This window comes from Trichocoleus sp. DQ-U1, assembly GCF_039961925.1.
Lineage (GTDB): Bacteria > Cyanobacteriota > Cyanobacteriia > Cyanobacteriales > FACHB-T130 > FACHB-T130.
Genome location: NZ_JAMPKB010000024.1, coordinates 59055 through 81107, shown reverse-complemented (window position 1 = coordinate 81107; position 22053 = coordinate 59055). Strand labels below are relative to the sequence as shown.

Below are 22053 nucleotides of genomic sequence, written 5' to 3'. Positions count from 1 at the left end.
TTTCTTGTTCGTATGCTTTGACTACTTTTTCTCGAAAGTCGATGGAGTAAGGTTTCATTCTACCTGTTCATGCACTGACCTCAATGTACTCTATATACCTGCAATCTGCTGTAGTAGCGAGACAAGCCATTGACTCTGTAATTATTACTGCAACAGGAACCGACTTGCTAGATCAATGGACAAATCAGTTGTACGCTGTTGCCAGTAATTTGACTCCTAAATTTCGTGTCCTCAAGCATTATGAAACACATCATGAAAAGGATGAGTATGAGCTAGACCCAGAAAACAGCGTGTTAGTCGTATCCCGTAATCTTCTTCGTAATATGCTGCGATCACTTACTCGTCCCACTAGGAAACATTTATTACTGATTCATGATGAGGTACATGGGTTGGGGAGTCCAGCCAACATCGAAGAGTTAGAAGGGTTATCTGAAGATATTGCCTATCGACTCGGACTAAGTGCTACTCCAGAGCGTGAATATGATGAAGAGGGCACTGCTTTCATAGAAAGGAATGTAGGTTTAGTCATCTATCGTTTCAGTCTTGAAGATGCGATTCGTCGTGGAATTCTTTGTGAATTTGATTACTACTCAGTTGAGTATGAATTATCGGATGAGGATAGGCAGCGCATTAAAAATGTTTACAGTCTGAGAGCAGCGCGACAAACTGAAGGACGGCCTATGTCCCAGGAGGAATTCTGGACAGCCTTAGCACGAGTACACAAAATATCCCGGACAAAACTACCATATTTTAAGGAGCTTTTAGACCAGCACCCAGAGATACTCGAACGATGCCTTGTGTTTGTAGAAGATCGTCAATATGGAGAAGAAGTAATAAATATTATCCATCATTATAGATATGATTTTCACACCTATTATGCAGAAGACGATAGACAGAAGTTAGTAGATTTCGTCAACGGAGAAATTTCTTGTTTGATTACCTGCCATCGAATTTCTCAAGGAATTGATATTCAATCTTTGCGTTCAGTAGTCTTATTTTCATCAGCACGGTCAAAACTAGAGACCATCCAAAGAATGGGTCGGTGTTTGCGTAAAGATCCAGCAAATCCAAGCAAGCGGGCTGTGGTAGTTGACTTCATTCGGGTTCAAGATGAAGACACTGAGAAGCTAAATGCCGACCAAATCCGTAAGGAATGGCTAACCAGTTTATCTAAAATTTGTCAAAAGGTAACTTAACGATGGCTATCGATATAAAGGTTTATGAAGCAGTTCATTCGGCAGTTAAAAATCATAATCAACCGGAAAAAGTTGCTAAAAGAATGATGAATTGGCTAGAACAGTTGTCAGATGGAACTGCTAGTTTATCTAGCCAAGATGATATTAGAGTTTCCCTAGGAACAATTTTGGATGCAATTCAAAGTGATGAATATGAATATGAAGATGAGGAATTAGAATGAGCCTACAACTCACCCTTTTAGGTTGGTCTGCTTCGGGCTTACGATGTCCCGACCATGAAGTGCGCCTGTGTCCACCTAATAGCAGTACACCATACCGAGTTACATTGGTACAGATGCCTAACGGCACTGGTAAGACGACTACATTAAATATGCTACGCGCTACGCTTTCCGGGGCGGCAAGGCAGTGGAGTCCAGAAAAGATTAGCGAACTCCGACGGAGCGGTGATTCGACAGAATCGGGTAAATTTATTGTCAAATTAGCTATTAATGACAATCTCCTTACATTTGAACTCAACTTTAATTTTAATAAAGGAAGAGTTGACTACAGAACTAGTTATGGTGCTGGCATTCAAGATGGATTTTTTCCACCACCAAAGCTGAGGAAATTTCTTAATCCAGCATTTGTCAATCTTTTTGTATTTGACGGAGAACTAGCAAATAATTTACTAGATTATAAACAAACACGCGCCCGTGAAGCTATAGATTCTCTTTTTCAACTATCTTTACTAGAAGAGGTAGCTAAGGCATTTCAAAAAAATTGGGAAAGTCATGCAGAGACGGCTACTTCAAAATCAGCCCAAGGGTTAACTCGTCGGAGGAATGCATTAAATCGGCTCAAAGAGAAGCGAGAGAAAGTAAAAAAAGAGCAAGATGATTTACATTTAAAAAAAGCGCAGTTTAAATTAGAAATACAGGAAGTAGAGAAAGAATATGAAGCAGCTTTGAGCAAAGATAAAAATATAGGAAGCCGATTGCAAACGCTCAAAGTTCAACTTGACAATGCTGAACAAGTAGTCGCTCTGGAAGTTCAAAAGACCATCGAGAAAATGCGAGATCCTCAAAGACTCATACCTAATTTAGCCGCATCTCTAATGGATCTAAAATTCAATTTAGATAAACTAAAATTACCAAACTCGACATCAAAGGAATTTTTTGATGAACTTGCAGAAGCCGAAGAATGCATCTGCGGTCGTTCAATGGATGATGAGACTCGTCAAGCAGTTCGCGATCGCGCAAAGAACTATCTAGGAAAAGATGAAGTTGGAGTTTTAAATAGTATTAAAACAGATATTGCCACCTATTGCGGTGGAGATATGGAAAGTTACTATAAAGAATTTCACGAACAGTTGCAAGATCTACAAAAGTTGATTAGAGCGAGAGATAATTTAAAAACCGAACGGCATTCTTTGGAAGAAGAACGTCTTAAACAAGGAGATTCTGAGCTAGAGGAGAAAAAGACTAGTCTGGATCACCTTAAAGAGGAACTTAAAAAATGTACTGAACGGCTGCAAGAGATTGAGCGTTCATCCCACAGCAAACCTAGTGAGAATACAGACTGTCTTAAGGAGTTAGATCAACTCATTAAAAAAGCAGAAGACGACGTAGCTGAGGCAACAAATACTTTAAAGCTGAAGCGCAAAACGGAGATTGCTCGAAAGATCCTCTTTGAAGCGCATCAGCAAGCAAGGGAAGAACTGCGGAAATTCATTATTGACGAAACCAACCACCGCATTACTCAGCTACTCTCCAGAGATCCAGTTAGGCTGGAAGATATCCAAGATTCGCTGAAGCTACAGGGTCGAGGAGGAGCAAGTATGGGTCAAACTCTTTCCGTTAGCTATGCCTTCCTTGCCACCCTCTTTAACCGGAGTGACCACCAGTTGCCTTTTATCGTAGACAGCCCTGCGGGAGCGCTCGATCTAAACGTGCGTCCAGAAGTAGCCCGTCTTATTCCCTCCCTATGCGCTCAATTTGTTGCTTTTACCATCTCCAGCGAACGACAGAGTTTTGTTGACGTTTTACATCAGGCAGCAAGCGAGCAGGTGCAGTATCTAACGCTGTTTCGGAAAACTTCTAGAATGAATTCACTTTGGCAGAATATGGCTCCAGAGCAACGAGCAGAAACGCTTAACGGGGTGATAGTTAAAGGAAAAGACTTTTTCAATTGCTTCGATCTAGAAGAGGAAGTATAAACAAAGATGGATTTTCAATTGCGTAAGGATGCTCGGAGATGGTTCAGGGATATCTACGATCCCAAGCGTTATCTCCTATTTGATCTATACTATTTTTGTTTAATGGCAGGTTTTGCTTCTGGGCGCAGGAATACTGAAATTAATTCTGATGATGTAGATGGTTTTGTAGGATATTTTCCTGGAGACTTCCAATTTCGTGGACGACTTCTAGTAGGAGCTTTGATTCATACGGAGCTATCTCGTTTAGTAATAGATTTAGATGAGCGCGATGATGTTTACAGTCGAGTTGCAGAACTAGTTGATCCGAACTCCCCATCCTATATGTCTAACGACGGAGTACGTTTAATGAATCAATATGCTCATGGAGGATTTGATGCCCTATGTGAGTATTTTGGGGATGATCGTCCTAAGTCTGTTGAAACCTTTATTAGGAAATATTTTCGTTGCATTAAAGATCTAAAAAATCAAACTTATACCAAAAGTTATGATTAATACTCTCCAATTTTTGAAGCAAGCAACTCAAATTTTGACTTACGCCTACTCAGGATTAATTGTCTTGTATTTTCTGCTGAGACTAATGTTTTGGGATAGTTTCTGGTTTGTTGGCTTTGTCAGCACCTTTATCCCTTTTATTTTTTTACCTATATTAATCTTGCCATTATTGGCATATTTTCAACTCTAAAAAACGAAGGTTCTTGCGGCAGCATCTTTGCAGCTATCGGGATGCTCTCTTTGATGGTTTGTAGAAACGCGATTAATCTTTGTAGAGACGCGATTAATCGCGTCTCTACTTATGAACTCAAGATAGAATTGGCGGTAATCCTACCTGCCTTGGCTCTACAAACTTGCTATTAAATCCCATTGCTTTATCTTCAATTGTTCTTCCCTCAGCTACAGCGCGGCGAATTTCTGCACGTTCCATGTCATCATCAACACCACCCAGCAAGTAAACAATTAATCTTGCGGCTAAGTCTTTTCCGGCAACTGAAACCCGCTTTTTATTCGGGTCGTACAAAACGCCATACCAAAGAGAATCGGGAGACTCCATGCCACTGAAGCCATCATCCGCATCGTATTTCTGAAGTTTTTCAAAAATTGTTTTTAGCGAAAATCCCTTTTTAAAAACCAAAATTCCTAAAGCTTGAGCTAAGGCAACTTGCCCAACTGGGCGGAAAAGTATATTTCCTTCCCCCCCACCTTTTTCAAAATTAAAGCGGCGCATTTCCGGGGTTTCTGCGCCATTTTCCAACCTTTGAAAGCTGAGCAGAGTTGTTAGATAATCAAAAAGTTGCTTGAATTCCTCAATTCCCTCCTCCAGCTCTCCATCATCAGGACGCATGGGAATTAGACCTTTTTTCCCCACAGGTTTCCACTTGGGGAATTTGTACTCTAAGTACCGTTCAGACATTTCTTTGAGCGCTTGCAGGGTAGTTAAAACGGTTGACTTAGCGGCAACTGTTGCACTATCCCAATTGACACGAGGATTGCGCCCGTCAATATCTTTTAGTAGAGGATGGGTGACAGCAACTTTTCGGGCAACAATTGAAAATGCATCATCTTCATCTAGCTGTGCCATCTGACCTTTACTTAAAGGTACAGCCATGAGATTGACATGGACAAAGATGGATCTCACTCGTCGTCGTGCCTGTTCCCGTGTCTCTCCAGTAACGACGGCTGAAATAAATTCAATGCCTATCTTTTCTTTAGCTAAGTTTTGCAAATAAGCGGGGTCTATCTCATAGCTCTGCCTGAGATCGTCAATTGTAATAACAGCTCCTGAAGGCTTTTTATCTTTTTTATATCGTGGGAGTTTTCCCGTTTGAAGCAACTCCATTAAACCTTGCACTCCCATCAGTCGATGTTGACCATCCAAGGCAAAAATCGTGACATCTGGGGAAACGTTTAACAACCCTACTTTGCCGTCTTTATCTAGTGCCATAAAATCAGCAGCAGATTTAATCGCCCGTCCGCTTGCATCCCACTCGGCAGCATTAGGATTGTCTACCCAAGGTTGATTGACAACTACTAGAACTGGCGGGAATTTGTGGGTAGTTCGGGCTGCTAAATACTGCGTCAAGGGCGCTTGGCGCGACCAATCTAGGGGTCGTTGCTGAATCTCCTCAATACTCTCGGCGTCGATTTCCACATTGTCTTTCTCTGGGTCGAATTTTTGCCGGAAAAGCGGCAGGCGAGAGGCGAAGCGAACGCGACTGGCAAACCACTCCAGGGTTGCCGAACCGATATACGCCTCCGTACCGCCCATTTCTATCTTCTGAACCAGGAATTGGTCGTTCCGCGCCAGATATCTATCTAAAAGAAGTGCGATCGCTTGTTTTTCTTGGTTTTCCCGTTCCAAAATCTGGGTGGCAAGGTCAGTTATGGGGTTGCTAGGGCTGTTCATAGGCAGATTTACCGGGAATTTCAAGTAATTTTTAAAAACTATCAGCCAAAACTTGTTGTGTCAAATCTAGTTTTTAAAAACTTTATGTATACTGAGATTGTGTCTGAAACTAAATAGGCTGGGTATTTATGCTTACCCCCTCCTTTGAGTACGTTTTGCCTGTGATTCGGGGAATTCAGGCAGGGCGAGAATACTACGTTTCGATGTGTCCGCTGCGATTTATCCCGAAGCTGTTCCCCTTGGACGATGGGGAAATGCCGCCGGAAAAGAGGACAAAGCGATCGCTCAACCGAACCCGTGTGCCAGAAATTGCCCGATATATTTTGAACAATCCGACTAACTACATTTTCTCGGCAATTACGGCATCGATTGACGCGGATATCACTTTTGAACCGATTGGAACAGAGACAGAAGCGCGGAAGATTGGACGCTTGAAAGTGCCTATGGATGCGCGTTTTGCCATCCATGACGGGCAACATCGACGGGCAGCGTTGGAAATGGCGCTGAAAGAAAATCCCGAACTGGGGTATGAAACGATCGCGGTTATCTTCTTTTTAGATATAGGTCTAAAGCGATCGCAGCAGATGTTTATTGATTTAAACCGTTATGCAGTCGATCCCGATCCATCGCTAAACATTCTTTACGATCATCGGGATGAGAAAACAAACTGGGTGCGGTCAATTGTCAAGCAAGTTCAGGTTTTTAGAAACCTCACAGATACGGAACGCAGTACGCTGCCTACTCGCTCTGGCAAGCTATTTACTCTCAACAGCATCTATAATGCTACTCTTGCCCTGCTAACGGATCGCCAGGAGACTGAACAGCAGATTGAACGAGCAGTCCGTTACTGGAATGCAGTTAGTCGCTATATCCCAGCTTGGGAGCAAGTTCTACATGGGAAGGTTAGCGCAGGCGAAATCCGGCGGGATTATGTGCATAGTCACGCGATCGCGATCGCTAGTTTAGGCGCTGTTGGAGCAACTTTGCTGTCGCTTTACCCGGAAAACTGGGACTCACATCTAGAAGGTTTGCAACAAATCGACTGGTCGCGCTCTAATCCTGATTGGGAAGGGATAATTATGTCTAGTGGTGGGATTTCTAAATCCCGCACCAGTGTCACTCAGATGAGTGCTTATATTAAAAAGCACCTGAATTTGCCGCTGACACCAGAAGAGGAAAGGTTAGAGAATGCCCGTTTAAGAAGGAGGGGGGAATAAGTGCAATCTAACAGCGATCACTTACATCCATCCCAGTTCAGCTTTGACTACCTTAACTGCATCTGCTACAGCGCTTGCTCCCCATGCTATTTTCTTATTTTGAATGTTCTGTTTGGGGTTGACCCTAATGACATTATTCTGCCAAAGCCTACTATCTCTTGACCAATCCAGCTTTGCCAATTGCGAGACTTTTTTATGATTAAAAGAATGACTTTTTGGCTCATAAGCACAGTACAGTAATCGCCCCAAAATTTCTACTCCAACACTCACACCTAGTAGACAATTGTCCTTAAAGTCAATTACTTCGTTAAGGGTTAATTTTTCAACGTTGGTTTCATGAAAATACCGAGTATACTTACATTCACTGAAAAACTGATTAAAACATTTAGCCAAAAAATCAGCGTGTGTTTCAACGTCGTATTTTTCAAGTTCATCGTTAGGATTATCAGTAAATGCACAACTAACAGATGTAGCGATATATTTAGTTGTATAGATTAATTTTTCATTTCTACCAGGAGCTTTATTGAATTTATCAGTCTTATTTTTAAACATCAAAACGTTATTAATTATTTTCTCTGTAATCTTATGCCTAACAGAATCGCTAAATGATGATAAGAAAGTTTGATTAACTGGTTTTGCTTGAGCCAAATCCAGAAAATCGGTTTGACACTGCTTGAAACTTCCTTCTAAAACTACTGTAATGGGAAAAGAGTCATGACCAATTAAATTGCTATTTCTATTTATGTCCTTAATTGCTAGACTACGGTGTTGTCCATCAGTGATATCTAATTTGACATTATGCGGAATAACTACTATACAAAGTCCTCTTCCCAGTTCTTCTACACTAATTTGTTCGGGAGCAACATTAGCCGTCAGGCTGCCAAGAATCCAGGGTTTATTTTGCGTAGCATTTTCAACAATATACTGTTTGATTTGTTCAGCATGGCCTTTTACCTCTGGGCGATGTTTACCAGACTTAGGATCGTTGCCAACGGATGGCCTTTCTTGAAGAAGAGTAGGCAATTCATTAGCAGGAGCATTGATCTGTATCATTGTGCGTTTCCCCTGGTGCAAAATTAGCCCTAGATAGCATCTGTGAGGATGATATTTGGCAAAATACGACTCAAAATGCTCTTTAAGTGACATATAAATAAATAAAATTATGAGGCAACATATTCACTTATCATAATCATAAGTTAATAGCAAAATAAATGAGGAAAATACGGAGTTTAAAATATGACCCAAAACCAACAGATGGCAATATTTCCACCACGGACTGTTGAGGAGTTAGTTGAAGACATACAAATGCTAACTCAAGAAATCCAAGAGTTATATTGTTTGGATGAAATACCTTGGGTAATTGGATATAGCGGTGGCAAGGATTCAACCGCAGTCTTGCAGCTAATCTGGAATGCAATTGCTGCTCTTCCCTTAGAAAAACGAACAAAAAATATTGATGTTATTACTACGGATACGCTGGTAGAAAATCCCATTGTATCAGCCTGGGTTAATAAATCAATTGAGCAGATGAAGGTGTCTGCTCAAGATCAAAAAATGCCAATAGTTCCTACTTTATTGAAACCAGAGCTGACAGAAACATTCTGGGTTGGTCTGATTGGTAAAGGCTATCCAGCGCCTAGAGGTAAATTTCGCTGGTGTACTGAACGACTGAAAATTAATCCATCCAACCGTTTTATTCGGGATCTCATCCGAACCAGTGGTGAAACTATCCTTGTCTTAGGTACTCGAAAAGCTGAAAGCACTAAACGTGCTTACAGAATGAAAAAAATGGAAGCCAAGCGGGTACGCGATCGCCTTAGCCCCAATATGAATTTGCCAAACTCCCTAGTTTACAGCCCTATTGAAGACTGGCGTGATGATGAAGTTTGGCTTTATCTGATGCAGTGGTCAAACCCTTGGGGATACAGCAACAAAGACTTATTCGCGATGTACCGAGGTGCTAGCGCTGATAATGAATGTCCCTTGGTTGTCGATACTTCCACCCCTAGTTGTGGCAGTTCTCGTTTTGGGTGTTGGGTTTGCACGATGGTTACTCAAGATAAATCGCTGACGGCGATGATTCAAAATGACGAAGAGAAAGAGTGGTTACAGCCTCTGCTCGATTTTCGTATTGAATTGGATGTTGAAGATAGTCGGGATCGACGTGATTTTCGACGTAGAAAAGGTAATGTCCAACTCTATGAGCGAAATTTAGATGGGCAAATATCCGTTGAGCCTATTCCTGGCCCCTATACTAAAGAAGCGCGGGATCATTTACTAAGGCGACTTCTCACTGTTCAAACTGAAATTCGCCGCAAAGCACCTGAAGATATGCACGATATCACCCTAATAACCTGTGAAGAGTTAAGTGAAATTCGTCGCATTTGGTTAGAAGAAAGACACGAATTTGATGACAGCTTGCCGCGTATTTACGAAGAAGTCACAGGCGAATCGTTCCAAGACATTCGTCCTGGTGCTGAGAGGAAACTCCTAGGCAGTGATGAGTGGGAAGTGCTACAAGAAATCTGCAATGATGAAATGCACCTAGAACTGATGGCGAAACTGCTAGATACAGAACGTCAATTTCATGTCAAATCGCGGCGCGGCGTTTACGAAAAACTGGATAAATGCTTTGAAAGCAGTTCTCGATCGAAAGAGGATGCAATTCAAAATGCCCACGATCAGCGCGAATTGAAAAACGCTGTTGTAGAAGGCGATATTGATAAAGTGAAACAGCTAAGTTGGGCAAGCATGAAATTTCCACCGCCAAAAGCAGATGACGCTAATGAATAAGTGCTGTTTATTCCCGATTACCCATTAGCCGTTACCGATTACCTATTCTCAATAAGCTGTGATATTCCTCGAACTCGTCCTGCAAAACTTCGGCCCTTATCTGGGGCGACAAGTCATCAACCTCCGCCCCGAAACGGATGAAAATACCCGCCCAATTATCTTAATTGGAGGCATGAACGGCGGCGGTAAAACGACCCTGATGGACGCCATTCGCCTTGCTTTATACGGTTCTCGCGCCCAATGTTCTACACGCGGCAACTTAAGCTATAACGACTTTCTTACCCAGTCAGTCAACCGCAACACCCCACCCACAGAAAAAGCCCGAATTGAATTAGCTTTTGAAGTCATCCAAGACGACAAACCCACTACTTTAAGAATTGTCAGATATTGGGAAAAAGAACCCAAAGACGGTAAAGACACTTTAGGGATTCTCCTTAAGGATGAATGGGATGAATGGCCCGATAAAGCCCTTGCCAACACCTGGGACGAATATATTGAAAACCTACTACCGCTGGGAATTTCTAATTTATTTTTGTTTGACGGCGAACAGGTAAAAGAACTTGCCGAATTAGACACTCCACCCCCCTTAGTTGTCGGGGCAATTCAATCGCTATTAGGCTTAGAACTCTCAGAACGTCTATCCGCCGATTTAGATATCCTCGTTAGCCGTAAGCGCAAAGAAATTGCTAGCGCTAAAGAACTCGCTACGTTAGAAGAAATTGAACAAAAACTTAATGTACAAAAAGATGAATTAGAAGCTGCAACCCAAGAAGTAGGTTCTCTGCAAAATAAGTTAGAGATGGCTGAAAAAAAGCAGCGCGAAGCCTCTGAAAAATTCCTGTACGAAGGTGGAAAACTTGCCAGCGATCGCAACCGTCTAGAAAAACAAAAAGACCATTTCACAACCCAGGCAGAAAAAACGCGGGAAGCGCTGCGAGAATTAGCTGCTGGTAGCTTTCCCCTCACTTTAATTTCTCCCTTGCTTGAACAAGCTAAATGCCAAGCCGAAAAGGAAAGCCGCCAACAACAGAAAAAAATCGCACGGGATGTTTTGGTAGAACGAGACTATCGTCTCCTAAATTATATTGCCGAATTGTCATTAGTTTCCGAGCAACTTGACAAAATAAAATTTTTCCTAGACCAAGAAAATCAACAACTTGAGGAAGAAATTGCGAACAATGAAAGTCCCTGGTTATTAGCAGAATTAGAAGAAATTAAGGAACTGGATAACTTCTTAAATTTTGGCATCAATACTGCTAAATTTAGAGCCAAAGAAAAACTAGAAGAACTAGAAAACCTAGAAATTGAGATAGATGCTCTCGATAGACAGATAGCCACTGCTGCTTCTCCAGAAGCGTATCAACAACTACAAGACGCTGTTAGAGAAGCGAATAATGCAGTCGCAAAAGCTCAAGTTGCTCATGAAATGGCTACCCGCCGTTGTGAAGAATTAATGAGAGCGATCGCTAAAACCAAAAAAGAATTAGCAGACTATAGCGAAGACAATATCAAGCTAAAAAATAATCAGCACATTATCGCCTCCGTTGCCAAAGTTCAAGCGACCCTAAAGCTATTTCGGGAAAAATTAACCCTGAAAAAACTGAATAAATTAGAAATAGAAGTAACCGAGTGTTTCCGCTATCTGCTGCACAAATCTGACTTAGTGCATCGCGTAGCCATTGACACTCAAACCTTCAGCCTTTCTATCTACGATCCGCAGGGACAACCCGTACCAAAGCATCGCCTCTCAGCTGGAGAAAAACAATTACTAGCGATCGCTTTCTTATGGGGATTAGCACGAGTCGCCGGACACCACTTACCTGTAGCAATCGACACACCGCTGGGGCGACTAGATTCTTCTCACCGACAGAATTTAGTTGAGCGATATTTTCCCTCTGCGAGTCATCAGGTGATTCTATTATCCACCGATACTGAGGTTGGCAAAACTGAAGCCGAAAGGTTGCGAGAATTGGATGCGATCGCTCACGAGTATCTGCTGAAGTATGACTCAAGCGATCGCCAGACAACCGTAGTACCCGGTTATTTCTGGTGATCTCACAATTCTATGTGAGTAAAGAGGGCGAATAGAATTCGCATCTACGCCAACCCCCCTTACCCCCCTTCTTCCGAAGGGGGGCAGAAGTTGCTTCGCATTTATTCAACTAAACCCGCCTACGCGGGTTTCAGAAGTCCGCGTAGGCGGACTTTGTTTGTGTAGCCGCGATTTCTAATCGCCAGGTATATTTGCTTTTACAACCCATTAAGGAATACTAGATTCAGCCAAAGCATTACATATCCATTAACTCGTAGTTTCTCTGTAAATCCAGTAATTTTACTCTGGCTTCGCCCGCATTATCCGCTAAGTCAGCAAACTCTACAAATCGCCGCAATTCCTTTCTTAACAAATTGCGTTCTACTTCCAAAGTTTCCCGATCTAACTCTGGCGGCACTACAATCATGTCAAATAAAGTAGCGCGTTGCTTGCCTGGGTGAGGGCGCAAAATTCGTCCTCGACGCTGAATAAATTGGCGCGGATTGCTGCTACTGGCTAAAATTACAGCATTCTGAATTGCTGGAATATCGACACCCTCATCTAGACACCGAATCGCCACCAAACCTTGTAAATCTCCCGACTCAAATTGACACCGCAAATTTTCTCTTTCTGATAATGGAGTTTGGGCAGTGTAGGTGTTTATTCTGTATCCCAATTCATCTCCCAAAATTTTAGCAACGGCTTTCAATTGGCGCGTGCTTTCTACAGAACCATCTCCGCAATAAAATAAAGTGTGCGTCGTGTCCAAGCGTTTACTCATTAACTGGCGCAAAGCAGTTAACTTGTTGGTAGCAGCGCCAATTAATCTCGCCCGTTGCATCAACAATGGCTTGAGTTCTTCACGGTCTTCCCAATTGCTTTTGCTAGCACCGTTCTTGCGTTCCTGGAACAACAGCGCCCTGCCAATCCTAGCGGTTAATTTTACATAAGCACGGGCTTCTGCCTCTGTTAGTTCTACCAGGATAGGGTAGTACAAATAATGCACCAACGCCCCCTGTTGAATTGCATCTTTCAGCGTAAATTCCGGCTCTAAAACTCTGCCAAAATAATCAAATAAAGATTGCGTTCCTTCATCATCAAAATACCGTTCCGGTGTTGCCGACAGCGCCAGTCTTAACCCCACCTTAGAAGGCAAACTCTTCTCCAACTGCCTTGCACCGAGATTATGCGCTTCATCTCCTACAATTAGCGTTTTGTCTGGAAAATATTTAAGTTGAGATTGCAATCCTTCACTCATCAAGGTGGCATTTGTTGTAATGAGTGTGAGAAACCGTTGATTGCCAGAACGCAGATTGTAGAGTTGCGTTGATAGCTGACTCTGCCAGTTGCGTACATTCTCAAAAGCTAAAACTGGCTGTAGTCCAAATTTCTCGCATTCTCGCGCCCACTGTGTCACCAGATGTCGATAGGGACACACTACCAGCAACACTTGCAAGCCAATTTGTTGATAGAGTGAGGTAGCGATCGCTAGCGCCGTAATCGTCTTTCCACTCCCCGTCGCCATCTTCAGCGTTCCTCTGCCTTGATTGGCAAACCAGCTAGCAACCGCTTCCTGCTGATACTGTCGCAGTTGTAAAGACGCTGGTATTCTGGGGCATCCTAGGGGTATTTCATGCCCTTCTGAGGGATGCAGATGGTAGGTTCCCTTAGAAGCAGCAACTGCTAAAAGTCTGTTAATCGGTTGCAGGTCATACTCTACTGGCGAAGCTACGCGAGCAGATTGCTCTTTTGCCTGACTTTCGACTTTATAAACGCCCTTTGACGACAACTTCACGCGCCACTACCCCTGCCATTCAAGTTGTTGATTTATTTTATGGGTTTAGGGGAGTAATCGGGTGCGATCGCTATTTATCTACCCAGCATTTATCTACCCAGCGAACTTAAGTATTACTACACCAAAATCGTTGCTTACTTAACTTAAAAATCATTTACCTGGACGCATAGATCCCCATTCTTAAAATATAGGTCAATACGCATTAAATTTCAGTAATATTTGATACAACCTCGCTTGAGTTCCTCATTTCAAGTAGAGACACTTTCATGTTCTATCGCTACGGTTCCTTCGCTAAAAAAATAAGCACCCACTTCAAACAAAAAGTGAGTGCTTTCCACAAGTCAACCCGGAAAAAGTCTTTCTTTGACTAATTGCCTTTTGCCTGAATCAATAAGCATCCTGCAACTCGTAAAAATCAGGCGAGACATAATCCTTCCGCAACGGATAGCCTACCCAATCTTCCGGCATCAAAAGCCGCTTCAGGTTCGGGTGTCCTTCATAGACGATGCCATACATATCAAAAGCTTCCCGCTCTTGCCAGTCTGCCGTCTTCCAAATCCAATATACCGAAGGAACTCTAGCGTCATCTCGCGGCAAAAACACCTTCAGCCGCAGTTCCTCCGGTCTGTCAGCATTGTCGCTCACTTGGATTAGATGATAGAAGCTAACCAATTCCTCTCCCGGCCCCGCATCATATCCACCTTGACACTGGAGGTAGTTAAATCCGTAAGCGTAGAGAGCTGTAGCAATCGGAATCAAGAAGTCCCGGTCAACTTTGATGATCTCAACATCACTGCGATCGCGTTCTAGTTCCTGATGCTCAAAACCGTTTTCCTTCAACCAAAGGGAAACCTTACCCGCTTCCACAATTTGGGATTCTGCTTGGGGTTCCCCTGAAGATTCTGCTGGGGATTCTGCTTCAGCCACGAGGTTCCTCCTGTTTTTCTGCCGTCAACAGTGCTGGTGCTACAGGCATACCCATCGCTGCCGCCAGCTCTTGCGGCGGAGTTTGGCGAGTAGCCAACTGTAAATACTTGCCATCGTGGATGGTTTCTACAGCTTGCATCTTGTGAGTGGTGCTGTAATAGCGATGGATTTGCTGAAACTGATCCCGCTCTTGGATAGAATCGTTCCCGATTTTCTTCCGCAGTTTAATGATCGCATCCATGATCGCTTCCGGACGTGGGGGACATCCAGGCAAATAGACATCGACAGGAATCAGCTTATCCACACCCCGCACCGCAGTCGGGGAATCAGCGCTGAACATCCCGCCAGTAATCGTGCAGGCTCCCATTGCAATCACGTACTTGGGATCTGGCATCTGCTCATAAAGGCGCACCAGAGCCGGTGCCATCTTCATGTTAATCGTGCCAGCAGTAATAATTAAATCTGCTTGCCGAGGGCTAGAACGGGGAACTAGACCAAATCTGTCAAAGTCAAATCGGGAGCCAATCATCGCCGCCACTTCAATGAAGCAGCAGGCGGTTCCAAACAACAGAGGCCACAGGCTGGAAAGCCGCGACCAGTTGTAAAGGTCGTCAACCGTTGTCAGGATGACATTTTCAGAAAGTTCTTGAGTAACAGAAGGTCGCTCAATCGGGTTAAGGATCTTCTCTTTCTGCTGCGCCTCAAAGGCAGCAATATCACTGTTACCGTTAGATTTCATGACCATTCCAAGGCTCCTTTGCGCCACGCATAAACAAGAGCAACTACAAGAATTGCAATAAAGACCAAAGCTTCAATGAACGCCAGTACACCCAGGCGATTGAAGGCAACGGCCCACGGATACAGGAAAACAGTTTCAACATCAAAAATGACGAAAACCAGCGCAAACATGTAATACCGGATGTTGAACTGAATCCAGGCTCCCCCAATCGGTTCCATGCCAGATTCGTAAGTGGTGCGCCGCTCTGGACTACTACCACTGGGCCGCAGGAGCTTGGAGGCAGTCAGCGCCAAAATCGGCACCAGACTGGAAGCTAGCAAGAAGCCTAAAAAATACTCATACCCACTGAGGACAAACACGATCTTGTACTACCACTCAGATGAAAGGACGGCTGTTATTACTTCTTCACATTTATACATTATAAAGCGCCTGCCTCTGCCAAAGTTGCTAGTGGCGGGGCAGCGAACGTCGATCATCGATACTGTTTTCTGATAGACCCGTTCAGCTTTTCTAGTCAAGGCTCCTACTGAAGCGGGCAACGTTACTGCTAGCGAGGGATGACAGCGAAGTCCTCTCCTCAAGGCAGAGGCAAGCTAAACAATATTAAGAAAATCCCCTACTTATGGCATAATTTTTAACATACATTTTAAGATTGGCTTCTCAATTTTATCTTGAGCCATGAGCAATCAAGCCGTCGATGCCCAACCACTAGATCGCTATGAATGTCGCGCCTGTGGCTACATTTATGAGCCGACTAAAGGTGATAGTAAGAGTAACGTTCCCTCAGGGACATCCTTTGAAGAATTGCCAATAGATTGGCGCTGTCCAATTTGTGGGGTGCGAAAAACACAGTTTCAAAACATTGGCGTTGTAGGCTCCCCCTCTGGATTCAAGGAAAATCTGAGCTATGGTCTAGGCGTTAACCGTTTAACCCCAGGACAGAAGAATCTTCTCATTTTTGGGGCATTAGCCTTGGGCTTCTTGTTCTTTATCAGTCTCTATGGTTTGCAATAAAACCAGCCTCAGCTTGCAACAGATGAAGCGAATCCCCGCCGCATTCGCTGGATTAACACTCGTATAGTAGAAGATTTGCACGCACCAGTTCTAGATAGTATGAATTTATTTGTGAGAAAGCTGAAACAAATTGCAATATTGTTGGCAGTTGTCCTCTTTTGCGCCAGTTGCAGTCAAGTTCCTTCGGTGAGCAACAGCCCCTGGCACGCCATTTCTCTACCAACACAGGCAAACTTACAGGATCTCGCTTTTACGGGCGACCCCAATCATGGCTGGGTTGTGGGGAGTGACTCCACACTGTTGGAGACAACCGATGGCGGCAAGACTTGGGAGTCTAGAAACCTGGAACTGGGAGATCGGCAATACCGCTTTACTGGCGTGAGTTTTGCCGATCAAGAAGGCTGGATTACAGGCGAACCCTCTATCTTGCTCCACACCACAGATGGGGGAAAATCTTGGACTCGCATCGCGCTGAGTAACAAGTTACCGGGGGCACCCAATAAAATTGTGGCACTCGGTCCGAACTCCGCTGAGATGAGCACCAACGTTGGGGCAATTTATCGCACTCAAGACGCAGGACAGACTTGGAAAGCGATGGTGCAAGAAGCGGTGGGCGTTGTCCGCAATATGTCTCGCTCTCCCGATGGCAAATATGTTGCGGTGTCTGCCAAAGGTAACTTCTACTCCACTTGGGAGCCGGGTCTAGATGCCTGGGTTCCCCATAATCGAAATAGCTCCCGAAGAGTGGAGAATATGGGGTTTGCACAAGATGGTCGGCTGTGGATGCTGGCGCGGGGCGGTCAGCTACAATTTAGCAGTCCTGAAAAGCCAGACGAGTGGGAAGAAGCACAATATCCAGAGGTATCCACCAGTTGGGGTTTACTCGATTTGGCATACCGGACACCTGAGGAAGTTTGGGTATCAGGAGGCAGTGGAAATTTGCTGCGGAGTCTGGATGGCGGCAAAACTTGGGAAAAAGCTCGCGAGATAGAGGATATCCCTTCCAATCTTTACAGGATTATGTTTCTAACACCCCAGCAAGGATTTATCATAGGTCAGCGAGGTGTTTTGTTGAAATACGAAGGTTCGTCGCAAGCGGCTTGAAGAGGAAAGCAAGATTATTGTCATACAACTAATGCTTTGCTTGTGACTCTCTACCGAGTTTCGTATCATAATTAAGTTAGCTTTTAATTGTTGTCAGAGGAGGAATCTGAATGGCTGGTACAACTGGAGAGCGTCCATTTTCGGACATTATTACAAGCGTTCGTTACTGGGTAATTCACAGCATCACCATCCCTGCATTATTTATTGCAGGCTGGCTATTTGTTAGCACAGGTCTTGCATACGATGCCTTTGGGACACCCCGCCCCAACGAGTATTACACCCCAACTCGGCAGGAAGTGCCGATTGTTCAAGATCGCTTTGAATCCAAGCAACAAATCGAGGATTTTATAAAATAAGCGGGCAGTCTCTAGACATCGCTGGGTGTGAAAATAAAAGCACCTATTTGTGTTAGGATTGCCGGGGTAATTTTGGCTGGATTTGATGCAAAAAAGGGATTAAAAGTACCGCATCAATTCGGCTCTAAAGAGCGAACGGGAATCCAGTTTGATACATCGGTAGTGAAGTACCGTAGGTATACGGAAGTGTTTGGAAAAAGAATCACCTCTAGCTGGTTGGAGGAGACTTCAAAGGGTCAGTAGGCTCAATATAGGTTTACGAAGCCCTTTTTGCAGGAAAAGCCTTCCCGTTACGGTACGAAAAGTCCCATTTCTATCAAAAGAATTGGGAGTGTCAACAAGTAAGTCGTTTAAAAGAGGTGGCAGAACATGACTACTAATACGCCCAATCAGCCAGTTTCATATCCCATTTTTACCGTTAGATGGCTAGCGGTTCATACGCTGGCTGTCCCAACAATCTTTTTCTTGGGCGCGATCGCTTCTATGCAATTTATTCAACGATAGGAGAAACCTAATTATGCCAGAACGGAGTCCAAATCCCAATAATCAACCAGTTGAGTTAAACCGTACTTCTCTTTACTTGGGCTTGCTACTGGTTTTTGTCCTTGGTATCCTGTTTTCCAGTTATTTCTTTAACTAACTGGGCTTGACTGCATCATTTTTAAGTTTAATTAGGAGGGAAAAGCTGTGTCTGGAAGTGGAAGAATCCCGTTGTGGATTGTAGCTACCGTCGCTGGTCTGGGCGCGATCGCTGTGCTAGGTGTTTTCTTCTATGGTGCCTACGCTGGTCTAGGCTCCTCTTTGTAGAGAAAAGCTGGGTAATCAACTAGATTTGAGAGAACTCTCATCAAATCATCAAAAAAAACCGCCTCTCTGACTAGAACAGGCGGTTTTTTCCATTGCCCAACTAATGCCCAGCTAAAGTTAAATTCCCGTTGGATCTTCGTGTTCAATGTAAAGAAACAAGAAGGCCATCGCGACAGCCGGGAAGATCAAGCCAGTTAGCGGCACTAGGATTGAGGGTAAGAATGAAGCTCCCATCTTTAAATTTCCTATTTTAATGAAACAGCTTTCGTAATTGAATTTACAGTGAATTGGTAGCCAAAAACCGAATCATAAAAATTTTTAACAAGCGCCTAATCCGCAAACTCATCTAGCGACCAGTTGGGCAAATCGGGGGGAATAACTATACGGTCAACAGTTACTTTATGGCTCTCTCGTTGGGTATAAGTATCAACCGCGACAGCTTCAAAACGGATTTCTACGCTCCCAAATGGCACAGTTAGTTGAGTCGTTGCCTCTAGGGATTCTAAACCAGTAGGGATAAAATCGACTAGCCACCGGGGGCCATCCAGCAGCGATCGCGTTTGGCGGTCATGCACCCACAGCTTGACATAGAGCCGGGGGGACTCAGATCGCAACGTCAGGCGGACAGCCAACGGTTGTCCGGCAATCAGTTCGCCTTCGGGTAAAACTAGCTCAGGCTCTGGCACGGGTTCCTCGTCCAGCGACGATGGCTGCGGTTCTGGGGGAACCCCCCGCCCCGCATTGGCAAAACGCGATCGCCCTGGTTGTACCCCCCTAGAGGAAGCTTCTCGCGAGCCATACCCGCCTCGCCCACTGGTGCTGGGAGGGAGTTCAGAAGGGTCATCGTCTACCACAATCTCTCGCTCTGTCCAGTTAACCGCAGACTCTGCCATCGATAAAACATTCTTAGCCATCTCAACCGGGTTCTGCGGAGTTGCTGGCAGTTGACCAGAGGCGGCTCCCACCTCTTGGGAATTGTTCGTTGCATCGCTGGCAATACCGCCATCTTCACCCAATTCTTCCTCCAACTCTGGGAGGGGAGGTTGTTGGTCAAGCAATAGTGCTACAAGTTCCCAGTCTGTCGGCATTGGTGGCAAACGGTCATCCGTTTCCCCCTGCGGCTCGGCAGCAGTTGCTTCGGTGCCATCCGCAACGTCACCATCGGCAACGTCACCATCGGCAACGTCATCATCGGCAACGTCAGTGTCTTCGCTGCCCTCGGTCAGGTCTGCTGAAGGCTCTGCTTCCTCGGTAGATTCCTCCTCCGTTGCAAATACCTCTTCCGGTTGCAGCCATGCTGAAGATTCCTCATCCGTTGCCAGGTCGTTCAACCGGGACAAAAAACGATCTTGCAGCTTCAGGGTCGCAAAAGCCGTATCTAAGGGCGATGCTTGAGAGTCAGCGGAGAGATGCGCTTCTCTTTGTTCGGCGGAGTGTTCAGCGGAGTGTTCTGCTCCCTCGATATCAGAAGCATCTTCAACACCTACGTCCTGCTGACTATGCAAATCTGTATCGGCATCAGCGCTGGCATCTGTTCCATCGGGTTCCTCCGAACGCTGCCAAGTCTGAGCTAAGTGATTCAATAAATTATCAAATAACTGCTCTACATCAGGCGCAGCCCCCTCAGGAGGGGCGGCATCAACAGGTTGGGGAGGATTTAGTGCAGAAGATAAATCTTCCTCTTTCGCAGCGGATGTGTCGCCATTCTCGATGCGCTCGGTTGCAGGCATCGCATCAGAAATCACCGGAAGTTTAAGCGATCGATTAACTGGATTGGCAGGATCGGGTCGATAAAGTTGCGGGGGAAGGGATACCACCGGCGGAGGTTCAGAAGTCACTGATGTATTGCGATCGCCCAAAGCGAGAATGTCCTCAGGCTCATCGCTATCGGTTGCCTCCCCGTTCCCTGTTGCCTCAGTATCGGAAGCAATTGCTGGAAGTTCCGGGGGTTTAAGCGCTGCAATGGCAGGATCGGATTTAGCAATCTGCTCCGGTAGGGGTTTATTAGGTAAAGGTTCTAAGTGCAGCGGCGGAGTATCTTTTGCCGTTTCCACCAGATCGAGGAAAGATGAATCGATCGGGGGTGTCTCTCCTAAAAGGGAATCTAACGGCGGGTTCAATAAATTTGCGTGCTGTTTATCGTGAGCGATCGCATCGAGCAAGTCTTCCAAATCGGCTGTCACGGTAAAGGCGTGAGTCACCAAGACTGTCTCAGCCGCATCGATTAACGTGACTTCTCCTAAAATCAAACGGGTTTGGCAATTTTCGGGCAGCTCTAAATTACAGCTAAAAGAAAAACTCGGCACCTGTTCGGGTATCAGCTGCTGGACATCTACCAAGATTTGTGAGTTTTGCGGATCGCGCATTTCAATTCGCAGTACGTCTGGCGGCAAAAGATGCAAATCCCTAAAACTGTCTAGGATCTCTACTTGTCCGCTGAAGGCAATCAGCTCTCCTCGACGCACGACCAGCGTCTCCCGATCGAGGGTCAGTCGGATCGGTGCTTCATCAATTTCAGGTGGCTCAGTTTCTGCTGAGTAACTTCTTCCGGCGGCAGCAAAGGAAAGCTCCGACGAGTTACTGACAGGGGGAGACGTTAAGGAATCGCGGGAAAACTCACTCTGCGGGATAGCTCCACGAGCCGTAGATGTCGGCTCAAACGCTTGCCAGACGGGATCGACGACTTCCTGTAAGATTTCGTCCACCATTTGTAGCGAGTGTTCTACGAGGCGGCTGACGGGCACTGCCGCCTTTGGAGGGGTGCGGTTGAGTGCCGTCTCCCATCTTTGTGCCTCCGATGCCCCGAAAGAGAGGAATAATTCATTGACTGCCTCATCATCGTCTTCTTCCCAGCCAGCATTAGTCATCGCCTCTGTCACTGATTCGTCCTCTGGGGAAGGAGGCACTGGATTCGGAAGGTCAACGTCGGCGGTGAGCGTTTCAGTGGTTGTCGGGGCAGGGTTAACGGGGCGGTCAGCGGCAGAACCTGCGGATGATTCTTGGACGGTTTCGGTGGCGACACCTACCTGGGCACTCCAAACGGGTCGCATGTGTCCAACTAAATCGACATCTGCATCTGCCGGGGTGGTTGGAAAAACCTGGAATTGAATTGCCTGCTGCCAAGTGTTGCCGAGGAAATCTGACATGATATCGCCAGAGCAGCGCAACTCCCAGCGCCCCGACTTGAGATAGGTGAAGGGAATGACCACCATCAAGCCTTCGGCGTTGGTGCGGCGCGATCGCTTCTGAAACCGCCGCTTGGGGGGAACTTCCTCAGTGCTGTCATAGGTGATGCGAATTTCCACCTCGGTGTTGGGACGGCTGGAGTGAGCAACCACCCGATACCGACCTTCTTGGATTTCCACACTTGGCGTCTCTAGGGAGAGCCAGGAAGAATCACCCTCTTGTTGTATTAGAAATTGCCAGTATTCCATAGGAGGCAAGCAGCAAGCATAAAGGATGAAGTATAAAGGATGAA

At 45.2% G+C, this 22053-nt stretch carries 21 protein-coding genes; 13 read left to right on the top strand and 8 right to left on the bottom strand.

What is annotated here, in order from left to right; genetic code table 11:
- The first annotated feature begins 83 nt into the window (after window positions 1-83).
- Genes NDI34_RS12550 through NDI34_RS12535 form a run of 4 tightly spaced genes read left to right on the top strand, consistent with a single transcriptional unit; the run spans window position 84 to window position 3882 of the window.
- On the top strand, window positions 84-1196 hold the full coding sequence (locus NDI34_RS12550; RefSeq protein ID WP_348232809.1) for a helicase-related protein: 1113 nt from the start codon (window positions 84-86) through the stop codon (window positions 1194-1196).
- Between the two features lie 2 nt (window positions 1197-1198).
- Window positions 1199-1417: a CxC ATPase DNA modification system associated small protein gene (locus tag NDI34_RS12545; RefSeq protein WP_348232808.1), complete on the top strand. Its 219-nt coding sequence runs from the start codon at window positions 1199-1201 to the stop codon at window positions 1415-1417.
- The gene (locus tag NDI34_RS12540; RefSeq protein ID WP_348232807.1) at window positions 1414-3390 is read left to right on the top strand and encodes a hypothetical protein; all 1977 of its coding nucleotides are present in this window, start codon (window positions 1414-1416) and stop codon (window positions 3388-3390) included. Before NDI34_RS12545 ends, NDI34_RS12540 begins: the two co-directional genes overlap by 4 nt.
- Window positions 3391-3396: 6 nt before the next feature.
- Complete coding sequence (locus NDI34_RS12535) at window positions 3397-3882, top strand: hypothetical protein (protein ID WP_348232806.1); 486 nt, start codon at window positions 3397-3399, stop codon at window positions 3880-3882.
- Between the two features lie 307 nt (window positions 3883-4189).
- Here NDI34_RS12535 and NDI34_RS12530 read toward each other — a convergent pair whose 3' ends face one another.
- Window positions 4190-5791 (bottom strand): DGQHR domain-containing protein, encoded by a 1602-nt coding sequence (locus NDI34_RS12530; protein WP_348232805.1) that lies wholly within the window; start codon window positions 5789-5791, stop codon window positions 4190-4192.
- 128 nt (window positions 5792-5919) lie between these two features.
- Between NDI34_RS12530 and dndB the strand changes: the two genes are divergently transcribed.
- The gene (gene dndB / locus NDI34_RS12525) at window positions 5920-7008 is read left to right on the top strand and encodes a DNA sulfur modification protein DndB (RefSeq protein ID WP_348232804.1); all 1089 of its coding nucleotides are present in this window, start codon (window positions 5920-5922) and stop codon (window positions 7006-7008) included.
- A gap of 21 nt (window positions 7009-7029) precedes the next feature.
- Here dndB and NDI34_RS12520 read toward each other — a convergent pair whose 3' ends face one another.
- Window positions 7030-8154, bottom strand: a complete 1125-nt coding sequence (locus tag NDI34_RS12520) for a DNA sulfur modification protein DndB (RefSeq protein ID WP_348232803.1) — start codon at window positions 8152-8154, stop codon at window positions 7030-7032.
- 90 nt (window positions 8155-8244) lie between these two features.
- Between NDI34_RS12520 and dndC the strand changes: the two genes are divergently transcribed.
- Both dndC and dndD read left to right on the top strand, forming a co-directional pair.
- The gene (gene dndC, locus NDI34_RS12515) at window positions 8245-9801 is read left to right on the top strand and encodes a DNA phosphorothioation system sulfurtransferase DndC (RefSeq protein ID WP_190411005.1); all 1557 of its coding nucleotides are present in this window, start codon (window positions 8245-8247) and stop codon (window positions 9799-9801) included.
- A gap of 58 nt (window positions 9802-9859) precedes the next feature.
- Complete coding sequence (gene dndD, locus NDI34_RS12510; protein ID WP_348232802.1) at window positions 9860-11854, top strand: DNA sulfur modification protein DndD; 1995 nt, start codon at window positions 9860-9862, stop codon at window positions 11852-11854.
- A gap of 235 nt (window positions 11855-12089) precedes the next feature.
- On the opposite strand, the gene NDI34_RS12505 is transcribed toward dndD, so the two are convergent.
- From NDI34_RS12505 to ndhC, 4 genes are all read right to left on the bottom strand, one after another.
- Window positions 12090-13487 carry a DNA phosphorothioation system restriction enzyme gene (locus NDI34_RS12505; RefSeq protein ID WP_348232812.1) on the bottom strand — a complete coding sequence of 466 codons (1398 nt, stop codon included), beginning with the start codon at window positions 13485-13487 and terminating at the stop codon, window positions 12090-12092.
- Between the two features lie 528 nt (window positions 13488-14015).
- Window positions 14016-14555: an NAD(P)H-quinone oxidoreductase subunit J gene (locus NDI34_RS12500; protein ID WP_190411002.1), complete on the bottom strand. Its 540-nt coding sequence runs from the start codon at window positions 14553-14555 to the stop codon at window positions 14016-14018.
- Entirely contained in the window at window positions 14548-15294 is a 747-nt protein-coding gene (gene ndhK, locus NDI34_RS12495) for a photosynthetic/respiratory NAD(P)H-quinone oxidoreductase subunit K (RefSeq protein WP_206755316.1), read from the bottom strand. The genes NDI34_RS12500 and ndhK overlap by 8 nt, the downstream gene beginning before the upstream one ends.
- Window positions 15291-15653, bottom strand: coding sequence for a photosynthetic/respiratory NAD(P)H-quinone oxidoreductase subunit C (gene ndhC, locus NDI34_RS12490; protein WP_190411000.1), 363 nt, complete (start codon window positions 15651-15653; stop codon window positions 15291-15293). The genes ndhK and ndhC overlap by 4 nt, the downstream gene beginning before the upstream one ends.
- Before the next feature lie 319 nt (window positions 15654-15972).
- Here ndhC and NDI34_RS12485 point away from each other — a divergent pair, with 319 nt between their 5' ends.
- The 6 genes from NDI34_RS12485 to NDI34_RS12460 all read left to right on the top strand — a co-directional run bounded on the left by NDI34_RS12485 (window position 15973) and on the right by NDI34_RS12460 (window position 18575).
- Window positions 15973-16308 (top strand): rubredoxin, encoded by a 336-nt coding sequence (locus NDI34_RS12485; protein WP_190410999.1) that lies wholly within the window; start codon window positions 15973-15975, stop codon window positions 16306-16308.
- 99 nt (window positions 16309-16407) lie between these two features.
- Window positions 16408-17412 (top strand): photosynthesis system II assembly factor Ycf48, encoded by a 1005-nt coding sequence (locus NDI34_RS12480; protein ID WP_190426782.1) that lies wholly within the window; start codon window positions 16408-16410, stop codon window positions 17410-17412.
- A gap of 110 nt (window positions 17413-17522) precedes the next feature.
- Window positions 17523-17768, top strand: coding sequence for a cytochrome b559 subunit alpha (psbE, locus tag NDI34_RS12475; protein WP_190426780.1), 246 nt, complete (start codon window positions 17523-17525; stop codon window positions 17766-17768).
- Window positions 17769-18137: 369 nt separating this feature from the next.
- A complete protein-coding gene (gene psbF, locus NDI34_RS12470) occupies window positions 18138-18272 on the top strand; it encodes a cytochrome b559 subunit beta (protein WP_190410996.1) in 135 nt (44 codons plus the stop codon).
- A gap of 13 nt (window positions 18273-18285) precedes the next feature.
- Window positions 18286-18408 carry a photosystem II reaction center protein L gene (locus NDI34_RS12465; RefSeq protein ID WP_190410995.1) on the top strand — a complete coding sequence of 41 codons (123 nt, stop codon included), beginning with the start codon at window positions 18286-18288 and terminating at the stop codon, window positions 18406-18408.
- A 47-nt stretch (window positions 18409-18455) separates the two neighbouring features.
- Complete coding sequence (locus NDI34_RS12460) at window positions 18456-18575, top strand: photosystem II reaction center protein J (protein WP_190410994.1); 120 nt, start codon at window positions 18456-18458, stop codon at window positions 18573-18575.
- A 117-nt stretch (window positions 18576-18692) separates the two neighbouring features.
- On the opposite strand, the gene psaI is transcribed toward NDI34_RS12460, so the two are convergent.
- Both psaI and NDI34_RS12450 read right to left on the bottom strand, forming a co-directional pair.
- Entirely contained in the window at window positions 18693-18809 is a 117-nt protein-coding gene (gene psaI, locus NDI34_RS12455; RefSeq protein ID WP_190410993.1) for a photosystem I reaction center subunit VIII, read from the bottom strand.
- Between the two features lie 95 nt (window positions 18810-18904).
- The gene (locus tag NDI34_RS12450) at window positions 18905-22009 is read right to left on the bottom strand and encodes a hypothetical protein (RefSeq protein WP_348232801.1); all 3105 of its coding nucleotides are present in this window, start codon (window positions 22007-22009) and stop codon (window positions 18905-18907) included.
- Window positions 22010-22053: the final 44 nt, after the last annotated feature.

Bases quoted from the DNA above. Each gene is read 5' to 3' on its own strand.
- NDI34_RS12550 (WP_348232809.1), top strand. From the start codon at position 84: ATGTACTCTATATACCTGCAATCTGCTGTAGTAGCGAGACAAGCCATT.
- NDI34_RS12545 (WP_348232808.1), top strand. From the start codon at position 1,199: ATGGCTATCGATATAAAGGTTTATGAAGCAGTTCATTCGGCAGTTAAA.
- NDI34_RS12540 (WP_348232807.1), top strand. From the start codon at position 1,414: ATGAGCCTACAACTCACCCTTTTAGGTTGGTCTGCTTCGGGCTTACGA.
- NDI34_RS12535 (WP_348232806.1), top strand. From the start codon at position 3,397: ATGGATTTTCAATTGCGTAAGGATGCTCGGAGATGGTTCAGGGATATC.
- NDI34_RS12530 (WP_348232805.1), bottom strand. From the start codon at position 5,791: ATGAACAGCCCTAGCAACCCCATAACTGACCTTGCCACCCAGATTTTG.
- dndB (WP_348232804.1), top strand. From the start codon at position 5,920: ATGCTTACCCCCTCCTTTGAGTACGTTTTGCCTGTGATTCGGGGAATT.
- NDI34_RS12520 (WP_348232803.1), bottom strand. From the start codon at position 8,154: ATGTCACTTAAAGAGCATTTTGAGTCGTATTTTGCCAAATATCATCCT.
- dndC (WP_190411005.1), top strand. From the start codon at position 8,245: ATGACCCAAAACCAACAGATGGCAATATTTCCACCACGGACTGTTGAG.
- ndhK (WP_206755316.1), bottom strand. From the start codon at position 15,294: ATGAAATCTAACGGTAACAGTGATATTGCTGCCTTTGAGGCGCAGCAG.
- NDI34_RS12485 (WP_190410999.1), top strand. From the start codon at position 15,973: ATGAGCAATCAAGCCGTCGATGCCCAACCACTAGATCGCTATGAATGT.
- NDI34_RS12480 (WP_190426782.1), top strand. From the start codon at position 16,408: ATGAATTTATTTGTGAGAAAGCTGAAACAAATTGCAATATTGTTGGCA.
- psbE (WP_190426780.1), top strand. From the start codon at position 17,523: ATGGCTGGTACAACTGGAGAGCGTCCATTTTCGGACATTATTACAAGC.
- psbF (WP_190410996.1), top strand. From the start codon at position 18,138: ATGACTACTAATACGCCCAATCAGCCAGTTTCATATCCCATTTTTACC.
- NDI34_RS12465 (WP_190410995.1), top strand. From the start codon at position 18,286: ATGCCAGAACGGAGTCCAAATCCCAATAATCAACCAGTTGAGTTAAAC.
- psaI (WP_190410993.1), bottom strand. From the start codon at position 18,809: ATGGGAGCTTCATTCTTACCCTCAATCCTAGTGCCGCTAACTGGCTTG.
- NDI34_RS12450 (WP_348232801.1), bottom strand. From the start codon at position 22,009: ATGGAATACTGGCAATTTCTAATACAACAAGAGGGTGATTCTTCCTGG.